This is a genomic window from Butyrivibrio sp. XPD2006, assembly GCF_000420865.1.
In the GTDB taxonomy this organism is placed as follows: Bacteria; Bacillota; Clostridia; order Lachnospirales; family Lachnospiraceae; genus Butyrivibrio.
In genome coordinates, this window is the sequence record NZ_ATVT01000026.1 from 1 (window position 1) to 9,972 (window position 9,972).

6 protein-coding genes are annotated in these 9,972 nt (G+C 45.7%); all 6 read right to left on the reverse strand.

Annotated features, from left to right (window positions below):
- Window positions 1–328: 328 nt before the first annotated feature.
- The 6 genes from G590_RS21465 to G590_RS0117720 all read right to left on the reverse strand — a co-directional run bounded on the left by G590_RS21465 (window position 329) and on the right by G590_RS0117720 (window position 9,815).
- Window positions 329–469: a hypothetical protein gene (locus G590_RS21465; protein ID WP_022766972.1), complete on the reverse strand. Its 141-nt coding sequence runs from the start codon at window positions 467–469 to the stop codon at window positions 329–331.
- A 15-nt stretch (window positions 470–484) separates the two neighbouring features.
- Window positions 485–1,576, reverse strand: a complete 1,092-nt coding sequence (locus G590_RS20180; protein WP_051142179.1) for an AAA family ATPase — start codon at window positions 1,574–1,576, stop codon at window positions 485–487.
- A gap of 440 nt (window positions 1,577–2,016) precedes the next feature.
- The gene (locus G590_RS0117705) at window positions 2,017–3,564 is read right to left on the reverse strand and encodes an alanine/glycine:cation symporter family protein (protein ID WP_022766974.1); all 1,548 of its coding nucleotides are present in this window, start codon (window positions 3,562–3,564) and stop codon (window positions 2,017–2,019) included.
- A gap of 76 nt (window positions 3,565–3,640) precedes the next feature.
- Window positions 3,641–5,326 (reverse strand): zinc ribbon domain-containing protein, encoded by a 1,686-nt coding sequence (locus G590_RS0117710; RefSeq protein WP_022766975.1) that lies wholly within the window; start codon window positions 5,324–5,326, stop codon window positions 3,641–3,643.
- Between the two features lie 14 nt (window positions 5,327–5,340).
- Window positions 5,341–8,664, reverse strand: coding sequence for a hypothetical protein (locus tag G590_RS0117715; RefSeq protein WP_022766976.1), 3,324 nt, complete (start codon window positions 8,662–8,664; stop codon window positions 5,341–5,343).
- A 269-nt stretch (window positions 8,665–8,933) separates the two neighbouring features.
- Window positions 8,934–9,815: an alpha/beta hydrolase gene (locus tag G590_RS0117720; protein WP_022766977.1), complete on the reverse strand. Its 882-nt coding sequence runs from the start codon at window positions 9,813–9,815 to the stop codon at window positions 8,934–8,936.
- Window positions 9,816–9,972: the final 157 nt, after the last annotated feature.

Below are 9,972 nucleotides of genomic sequence, written 5' to 3' on the forward strand. Positions count from 1 at the left end.
TTTGCAAATGTGTTTGCGTTCTTATACTTTATAATTTTTGGAGTACACACAGTGGGATAAATATTTTAAGTAAGTAACGAGTGTGTAAGTTGAAATAATATACAAATTACCTCTATCTCGCCATTGTGAGATAGAGGTTTTCTTCTGATCATTATCTTCTGAGTTAATTATCTAAGAAAATATCCACCAAAACTCATATAGTGTATCCATTGTCATTTCTGATATTTTTAATCTGTCTGTTTCCAATAAAATATTCATATTTATTTCCTTGCGTAGTTATACTGAAAGATAACACGCTATCCATCATCCCGACAAACTTGAATTTATATCACCATATCGCCATAACGAAAAATGCAAGTACGTATATTCCCACAATAATTGCAGTTGAGATCCAATCAAGAACTCCCAGAATCTTCACCGCCTTATCCTCTCTCGCTAATTTTCTCCCTATAAAAAAGGCTATCAGCATATATTATTCCCCATATTAACTGAATAAATCTTCTCCTGTTACTATGGATTGAATATTCCCATAATAAGAATTTTCTTCCACATCATATGTGGTTATCAATGTAGAATGAATTGCATATTTGGTTCTTGTAGCCTTTTGTAGGTCAGATATTCTTCTTCGCATCGCTTTATCAAATGCCATATCCGGAACATAGTCTGACTCTGAGTATTTCATCTCGCATACATTAATAACCTGATCTTTCCTTACAATTAAAAGATCTATCTGAGATCCCAGTAATCCTCTATCAGAATCTGATTCACACTTCCATGAATTAACTTCAGTTTGCACTCCGGAGATTCCCAAAGCGTCCTTAATTTGAGCAATATGCTCAAGGCAGACTCTTTCGAATGCTATTCCTGTCCACGCATTTAATTCGCCTGAATTGCTCGCATTTTTCCAATAGTTTTCATCATATGCATTGTTCTTCAAAAATCTATTATAAAAAAGTGTGTAATTATCTATTAGTTGGTACAAGGCGTTTTTGTTCTCTGCGCCAAAAGGAACATACTTCCTTATAAAACCGCAGTTTTCAAGTTCCTTAAGTTTCTTTGTAAGATCCCCCGAACTGGGAATCCTGGTTTTTTTGCAGATATCCTCCCTTGTAATGCCTTTATTTACACTACAAAGAGCTTCAATTATCCTAATATACTGGTCAGGTTTATTAAAAAGAGCCTTATATAGATTGTCATATTCTCCCTGAAGAAAAGCTCCTTCTTTAAAGAACAATTCATCTATATTCTGAGGCAGGCTCTTTCCTTTTTTCAACAAACTCCAATAATATGGCACCCCACCAAGAATCATATAGCATTGAATAATCTGATGTCGATTAAAGGCTATCTTTTTTGTTGTTAAGTATTCCTCGCACTCTGCCAGGGTAAATGGTTTAAGTCTTATTTGCCCAGTTAGTCTATTGTGCAATCCCCCTTTAGAATTGACAATGTTGTCCATCATCCAATAAGTTGCAGAAGCACATACAACCAAAATGACATCTTTCTCTTGACGTGCGGTAACCCATCCATTCCAAAAGTGTTCAAGCGCAGAGACTAATTCACTTCCTTTTGTGTCCATCCAGGATAATTCGTCAATAGAAAAATTTCCAAATCTCAAATATTAGAAGAGATTTGGAAATTTTGCTATTTGTTAACGAATTGTTTTTGAACCTTTTCCCGAACAAAAACATCGATTTTTCGATAACCGTCAAAAAGAGCCATAGAAAAGCGTTCACGAAAACAACTGTTTTTGTGAACACACATTAATAGAGATTTTCTACTGCGAGAATCAATTTCAAAATGGACGGTCGTTCATTTTGGTACGGTTTTGGGGCGGGAAAAGAGGTGTGGGAGGCTGCTAATTGATACGATTCAGATATACGTTCAATTTAATATTATTTTAGCTAAAGAAAAGGACTATCAACCATCCAATTCTACAGGATAATTACTCTCTCGTTCTTATCCTTAAGCAGCGCAGAGGTCGCAAGTTCGAATCTTGTCGCCTCGACTATGTATTTATCAGGGTTTGCTAAACGCAGGCCCTGTTTTTTTGTCCCAAATTTCCACATCAGTTCCGATCACTTTTGATGTAAACGGCGTCCCATCGTTCTTTTCAAAGTGTTCCTGAGCCTTTTTCACGTATTTAAATCCGATGTACAAAAGAGGTATATTACAGTAGGCAATAAGAATATTGGCAAAATCAGACAGATCCCATAGTGCTCCAAGATCCATGCCCACAATTGATGTAAGCATTCCAAAGCATATGACTGCGATGTCAATCAACCGGATCATATTGATAAATGCTGCACTTTTACTTATTCTGTTTGCACAGATCTCTGAAAACGACATAAATCCGAGAAGACAGGTAAATGCGAAAAGCCCAAAACAAAGGGATATCAGCAATGTCACCAGGCTGTTAAAGGAACTTCCCGGTGTAAGCTCTGCTACAGACGCCAGATACTTGGGGAGTTTTCCAAGTTCAAACCACGCATCTGCCGCATCAGTAAGCCATACCCTGCCCATGATTACAACGAAACCTGTGAGAGTACAGATTACGATAGTATCAAGGAATACGCCAATGGCCTGAACGCATCCCTGATCACATGGGTGTGCAGCGTCTGAAGCTGCTGCCGGCATCGTAATGGTACCCTGTCCTGCTTCATTAGACATAAGACCTCTCTTAACTCCCTGCATAAGTGCCACTCCAAATGCTCCGCCAAAAACCGCTTCCGGCTTGAATGCTTCTGTAATGATAGCATAGAAAAACCACGGAATACGTCTGAAGTTAATCACTATCAGGATCAGTACAGTAGCCACATATACAACTGCCATGACGGGAACAAGCACATCAGTCACTTTGGATATTTTCTTTGTTCCACCAAAGGATACGGATACTGTAGCAATAATGATTATTGCAAATCCAATCCAATAAACCAGGTGTGTTGTAGGAAGTTCTGTCCCGCTGATGATGCTGCATATCTGCCCCATTGCTGATAAAGTGTTAAAGCCCTGAGCAGGGAAGCATAAAATAGCATAAACTATATACATAAGTGACAACACAACGCCGACCACAGCGGAGTTCTTCATTAGTCTTCGTCCATAAAAAGACATACCACCGATATATTCTCCATTTTTTTCTTCCTTAAAAATCTGTGACAGCGTGGACTCGACAAAGGCAGTAGCCATCCCAAAGAATGCAGAGATCCACATCCAGAGAAGCGCCCCCGGACCGCCCACAGAAACAGCTCCTGTGACACCAAGGATATTTCCGGGGCCAACTCGCATTGCAGTTGATAAGAAAAAGGCTGCCAAAGGCGATATCCCTGTTTTCGCTTTACTGTTTTTAAGTACTTCTATGCCGTGCTTAAACTTTCTTACCTGGATGAACCTCAGTCTGATAGAAAAGTAGATTCCCGAGCCGATAAGAAGAATGATCGCAAGTGAGAAATTCCCCAATATCGGAATACTTGAATACCACCCGAGATTCGTGGGAAAATCCCAGAAAAGGTCAGACACAACCTGTATTTTCCCGCATACAGTGGTAATAAAATAAAGCAGCTTTTCCATACCCGTTCCTCCTAAATCAAGAGGGAGTCAATGGGGACTCCCTGTCCCCATTGACTTACGTTTTTAACTTTATTCCCTATTTCCTGTACACCTCAGTGGTCCCTGCCCCGGATATGATCAGTGTGCTCTGATCCTCAGATACGGACATCAAAAGCCCGGAGTTGAAATCATCCTTCCCCTCCAGCAGATATGTGCTGTTCCCAAGAGGAAGCACATTGAACTCCTCTTCGTAGCCGAAGGAGTACCTGCGGGTCGCAATGGCGTAGTGGGAGTCGTCGGAGTAATTGAGTATCTCCACAGTGACCTTGGGGTCTGTGCCGTACTCCGCTCCGCTGACGGGCTGGGTGTCGTCTGTCCTCCTGGGTTTGCTCTGATCCCATGAGCCGTCTTCGCCGGCCCAGTATCCGTCCTGGGCGTAGTTGCTCCTCATAAGGCAGCCCGAATAGTCCACATAGTAGTACTTGTCCTTGTCCTCAACCCAGACGTTCATGGTTTCCGCGCCGTCTGCCAGGGTGTATATCTTCTCTCCCGACTGGAGGGTAGTCCACTCTCCGCCGGTGACAGAATATGTGGCGGGAGTATAGCCGTCAAGCCCCTGGGAGTAGTCCTCAGATGACGCTTCTCCCTCGCCGGAGGGGGGTGCTGACTCGCTCTCTCCCAGAAGGAAATCCATTGCATCCGCCGGTTTTTCGCTCTCCTGAGCCGGTGCATCCTTCTCTTTATCTTCAGCTTCTTCAGTGGCTTTGGCTTCTTCGCTTTCAGCAGGTCCTGCAAGGTCCTCCTCTGAAACTGCTGGGCCTTGGTCCTTCTCAGGTTCTTCGGAAGGCTCCTCCTCTTTTTCAGGCTCCTCCTTATCCTGCTGAATTAGTCCCGGGATAAGGTCGTCTAAGGGCCCCGGAGCTGACAGTCCTGCTGCCGAAAGACCTGCTGCTCCTGCGGCTGCTGCCACTGAGAGGGTAAAGCCCGTCATCAGGCCGGTCAGAAGGCTCTTTGCTCCTGCGGGATTTGGAAGCTTACCTCCCTCTGACTTTATGGGCGAAAGCTTAGATGCAAAGCGGTACAGTCCTCCTGCCCTGCTTCCCAGGCTCCTGGCTGCCACCAGTATTCCCGCAACGCCCGCCATGATTCCCGAAAGCTTCAGATTGCCGTTAAATATCCAGTACAGCACAATGGCCAGAACGGCTCCCAGAAGGGCCAGGAAAAAGCTGCCCTTTCCCTCGCTCTCCAAACCCTCAGAAGCTCTTTTGCCGGAAAAGACATTTCTAAAGCCCGCGGCTACCATCCCGGCCCCGCCTCCAAGAAGGGTCACAAAGGCAGAGGCAAAGACGCCCCTTCCTATAGTGCCTCCCAAAAGGCCTGCTATCCCTCTGTCCATGCCGCCCCTTGCATAGGTGGCAAAGTTGAGGATCCTGGTCATGGGGTTTTCGATATTCATCCTCATGAGCGCGATCTGGGCGATCCACACGCCAATTAGAAGGATTGCGCTTACGGCTATCCCTCCCTTTTTTATGCGCTTAGTGCCCTCTTTCACCGCAGCTGCCGCAGGCGCTCCAAACTCACCTGCAACAGTCTCTGCAATATTCATGGCAGCTCTTCCTGCCATATCAGCCGCAGCGGAATGGGCATTTGCTGCCGCACTAACACCTTTATTTACCCCAAACCCTGCGCTGCTCTTTGGTTCCATGATCTTAAAGCCGCACTCCGTGCAGAACTTTGCCCCGGGCTCCAGGGGCTTACCGCAATTCCTACAGAAATTTGCCATACCTGCCACCCCCTTTAATTCTGATCGTCGTACAGCTTAGCTGTCTGAAGACGTTCTTTCATCCTTCTCTGTCTCACCTGCTTGGGATCCTCAGGGAAGGAGACCATAGCCGGCTCTCCGGTGAGCTGCCCAAAGATGAGATCATACAGGATGACCAGCGGGCTGTAGGGCCCGTAAAAAGCAAATGTAAATGACTTCGTGAGATTGATGCGGCAGCATATAGGATCGCTCCCCTCGCTCTCCCAGAGCCTGAAGGTAATGGTGAAGTCACCGTTCTCAGCAACGCCAAACTCCGAGGTCTGGTACTTATTCTCTGCAGCTTCGATAATGGTTCCAACGCCTTCGCCCACGCATTCCTCCAGGAATTTCTTGGCAAGCTCTCCGCCTTTGACCAGCTTGTCGCCCTTAAAGGTCGTGTAGCCTCTTGCGATATACTTGGCCAGTCTGTTGGTGGCCTGCTTCTGGAACTCGCGGTTCTTGATCCAGGCACCAAAGAGGTGTCCCGCTATAACCTTGAACATGGTGGTGGTCATGTCCTTCAGGGCAGCAAATATAGCTCCCGGAAGGTCAATCTCTCCGGATTTATTCATCTTATCAAGGAAATTCTTTATCACCAGAAAGCCAAAGTACATTCCGATGAACTTGGCGTTCTGCATCTTAACTCCCGGCTTTCCGATCACCAGGGAGTCAGTCATCATGGAGCCTGCGATATTGTCTCCGGCATCTGCTATATGCTTGAAGCTGTTGAGCCTTTCATAGTCAAAGCTCCTGCCGTTTATGAAGGCATCTGTCAGCTCCTCTATACTGTCCATGGCAAATTCATAGGCCATCTGGACAAAGGCACCTGCAATCGGGTTGCCCGTATAGGCGTCTGCGCAGTAGGAAAAGGCAACGCCGCAGACCCATTTGGTGAGCTCTGCTCCGGAGAGCATCCAGTCCACCACTTCGGCCTTAAACAGGTAACCTGCTCCCACCGAAACTTCAAAATCATAGTACTCGTAGTAGATACCCCACCACATCATCCTGAGGGTGTAGGCGGAGTAATTGCCGCTGTCCATGTGACGCTTAAGGATCATGACCCAGTAGGTTCTTTTCTCTCCGTCATCCACAAACCTCTTGATGGCGTAGATGACCTTCTTAAGCTCCATCTGCCAGTCCTGGAGAGGCGCGGGCTTAAGTCCCAGAACCCTCACTGGCACTTCTGCCTCAAAGAGCTCTCCCTCAACTTCACAGGACACAGGAAGCTTCATGAGAAATGGCACGTCCGCCTCCACAATGGCCCTCTTTGAGACCATGGTATACTCAGATCCCACGTTTGACAGCTCATAGTCGAACTTCTCGGCAAGGCCCGCTGCTGCGCCCTCTTCTCCTATGAGCTTTCCCATCTTGATCCCGGCCTTGTCGCCATCTATTATCCTTGCTCCGTCTTTTGTAGAAAGAGCTACCATCACCCTGAACCTTGTAGGCAGAAACTGTGGTGTAGGCGCCACATCATCTCCGTAGAAGATGTCATCCTCATAGGCATTAAGGAGCATCTGTGAGTCTTCAACCCTTTCAGGGTCAGGTCTTACCACCAGTCCCTCCGGATAGAGCCTTATGTTGATGATCCCGTCCACCTGATCGCCGTTCTCAAACTCCGCATGGACAGAGACGTACCTCTCCTCAATTTCTGCAAAGGCAGAGCCGTCCCCCTCGATCTTAAGGGTTCTGTTTGCTATGTCGGCGTAGAAGGTGTGGAGCCTGTCTGCCGGCCTTGATGACACCTTCAGGTCATCGCTGTCGCCAAACTTAAGGACTGTAGGGTCACCAATGGCGTCCTCAAAATATATGAGGACGGGATAGGTCTTTTCATCGCCCGCTATCATATCAACCCAGATGTCTGCATTCAGGGTCCACTTATCGCCCCCTGCAGTAATCTCGGGGAATCTCAGGTAGGGCTTGCCCACCAGTCTGAACACGATGTTGTTTTTGAAGTTTCCGCCAAGTCCCGCATAGGAGAAGGTCACGGTTCCCTCTTTGGCCTGGGAGGCTTCATCTGCGCTGACAAGAGCCTCAAGTACCGAGCCCTTGAGAGCTGCGGACACTATGCTAACTCCGGTACCGGAGACAGAGATGTTCCTCGTCAGATCGTCCCTGCTCTTTTCTCCGCCTTTTCCAATCTCTGCTATCCTTGCAGTGACGGCCACAGGACTGGCGCCCTTTCTTATGGCATCTCCGAAGTTCTTTCCCACGTACATCCTGTAGCGCTTTTTATCTTCCTCTGCAGTCTCGGCTCCTCCGCTTAAGGATGAAGCTGCTGCAGCTGCGCCTGCCGCTCCTGCAGCGGTAGCGCCCACTCCCACCGCTACGGCTCCCGGAAGAGATATACTGCCCTCATCATCATCTTTCTGAGGCTCCTCCTTTTCTTCGTCGCCCTCCACGATGTCAGTGCTGAAGTCCGTACCTGTCTCCCCGGCGGTCTCTGAGGCGTTCTGCGTCACTTCCTCCTGGGTGCTTTCATCAACGGCAGCCGGAGCGCCGATCCCGCTCAGAGTAAGGGGCCTTTCACTGCCCTCCCAGTAAAAAATGTAATATGAGGGCTCTTCCTCATAGTCGTCACCAATGGTGGTGGTCTCGTTCTTGTTGAGATCCGTATCTATGTACTGCTGTGTTCCCTGGAATTCAAACTGATACTGGCCGGTCTCGGGCACGACCTCGTCCTTACGCACCCCTACCATCACTGTCAGGGTACAGTGCTCTATGTTCAGCTGGTATTCATGGGTCCCCTGATATCTGTCCTCGGAGTAATATATCTCCAGCTTCTGATAGAACCTCACCGGAGCATCAAGGACAAAGTTATAGGCATAGAAATTGGCGTTGTACCCGTCCTCTATGGTTATCAGCTTTGGATCCCTGGCTGTAAAGCTCATGTAGCCAAGGTCCAGTGTGTTCAAGTGATAGAGCTCTGAATCGCCGGTCTTTTCCTCAATCTTTACGGGATCAACGCTCAGGTGGTATCCCGCGCTGTCATGGGTCACCTGCATACTACCGGCGTTTATAAGATCATTTTGAAAGAACATGTTAGGGCCGTGCTCCCACATGGTCAGATAGTGCCTGGAGTTGCCGGTACCATTGGTCCAGATATCCTCCCTTCCGTACTGCAGTTTAAAGGGAACCTCCATGGTAAAGCCCCCATCCTCAGCCAGGGCGGGAAGTGCAAAGGCAGGCACCAAAAAAGCAGCCAGCACCATAAGAAGTGTTGTCAGGGCAGCAATTCTCTTAACGCTCTTCCTCCCGGGAAATTTCTTTTTCCTGAAGTGTATCCTGTCCGTGATCTGTCTTCCTGCAAAAGTATCCATGTACATCCCCTTCCGCGACTGTGCACAAAACCTTTGTTGCCGACTGCATCTGTAATTCAGATATTTATTTCTCTAAATATCATACCATACTTTTTTTACCCCATACAAAAACGGGTATTCAAAGTTTTTGAGGGTCAATCATTTTGAGGGTCTAGTTTGAGGGTCTGGTTTTAGGGTTTGGTTTGAGGGTCTACTGTGATAATAAACAAAACCAGGATTAATCAGTTATTGAAACTGACTAATCCTGGTTCTTTTAATGTAGGGATGTGCTATGAAAATTGTTCTTTAATCCATCTTACTCGACGATCAATGCATTTATGTAAAAGATCGCTATTTAGCACGTCTTCAAAACCGTGACATGCCCCCTCTACTTCATAAAGCACTACATCAACATTTTCAATCTCTAAACGATTAGTAAATTCAATTCCTTCATCATGTAAACAATCAAATTCAGCAACCTCAATATATGTATTAGGAAAGCCCGCTAAAGATTCTGCTTCCATCGGCGACGCATACTTTATTTGCTCATTTGTATATTCCTTTAAATAAGCTTTCCAAAACATCTTATTTCGGCGAGAATCCCATACTGGCGTATCTGTATACTTTTCCATTGATGCAGTATTCATCCGCCTATCTAAAACTGGATAAATCAATAGATTGCCCTTAGGGCAAGGAACATTTCTATCCTTTGACATCAACGTTACTGCCACCGAAATATTTGCACCAGCACTATCCCCCGCCAATAGTATCTTATTTTTACTAATACCTAATGCATCAGCATTATTCAATACCCATTTGTATGTTTCAAAACAGTCCTCAATCGCAACTGGAAATTTATACTTTGGCAACAAACGATAATCAGCAAAAACCACCTTGCATCTAGCTTTTGAAGCATACCATTTGGCTATTTGATAATGAGTTTTTGATGCTCTCAATAAAAAGCCTCCACCATGGTAAAAAATAATACAAGGTAATTCCTTCTCAGCATGCTTAGGTTCAATCAAAATAGTTTTTAGCCTTGCACCATTATATCCGTACATATAATGGTCTGTTGCAAGAACATCATCATCTGATTTACATGAATACATCTGAAAGAAAACATTCACTAATGGATATAAATATATTTTAGATGGAGCTTTTTTCTTTCCCATTTTTGAAAGCTCCTTGTTTAAATTGTATTTCATAACATGTTCCCTACAAATCTCGATTTGTCTTTGTCAGTTTTAACTGGAATATATTCTTTCAATCCCTATTATACATAAACCAAAAGTGTATCAAAAATCATTTCTTTATCGATACAAATGCCAT

Bases quoted from the DNA above. Each gene is read 5' to 3' on its own strand.
- G590_RS0117705 (WP_022766974.1), bottom strand. From the start codon at position 3,564: ATGGAAAAGCTGCTTTATTTTATTACCACTGTATGCGGGAAAATACAG.
- G590_RS0117715 (WP_022766976.1), bottom strand. From the start codon at position 8,664: ATGGATACTTTTGCAGGAAGACAGATCACGGACAGGATACACTTCAGG.
- G590_RS0117720 (WP_022766977.1), bottom strand. From the start codon at position 9,815: ATGGGAAAGAAAAAAGCTCCATCTAAAATATATTTATATCCATTAGTG.
- G590_RS20180 (WP_051142179.1), bottom strand. From the start codon at position 1,576: ATGGACACAAAAGGAAGTGAATTAGTCTCTGCGCTTGAACACTTTTGG.
- G590_RS0117710 (WP_022766975.1), bottom strand. From the start codon at position 5,326: ATGGCAAATTTCTGTAGGAATTGCGGTAAGCCCCTGGAGCCCGGGGCA.
- G590_RS21465 (WP_022766972.1), bottom strand. From the start codon at position 469: ATGCTGATAGCCTTTTTTATAGGGAGAAAATTAGCGAGAGAGGATAAG.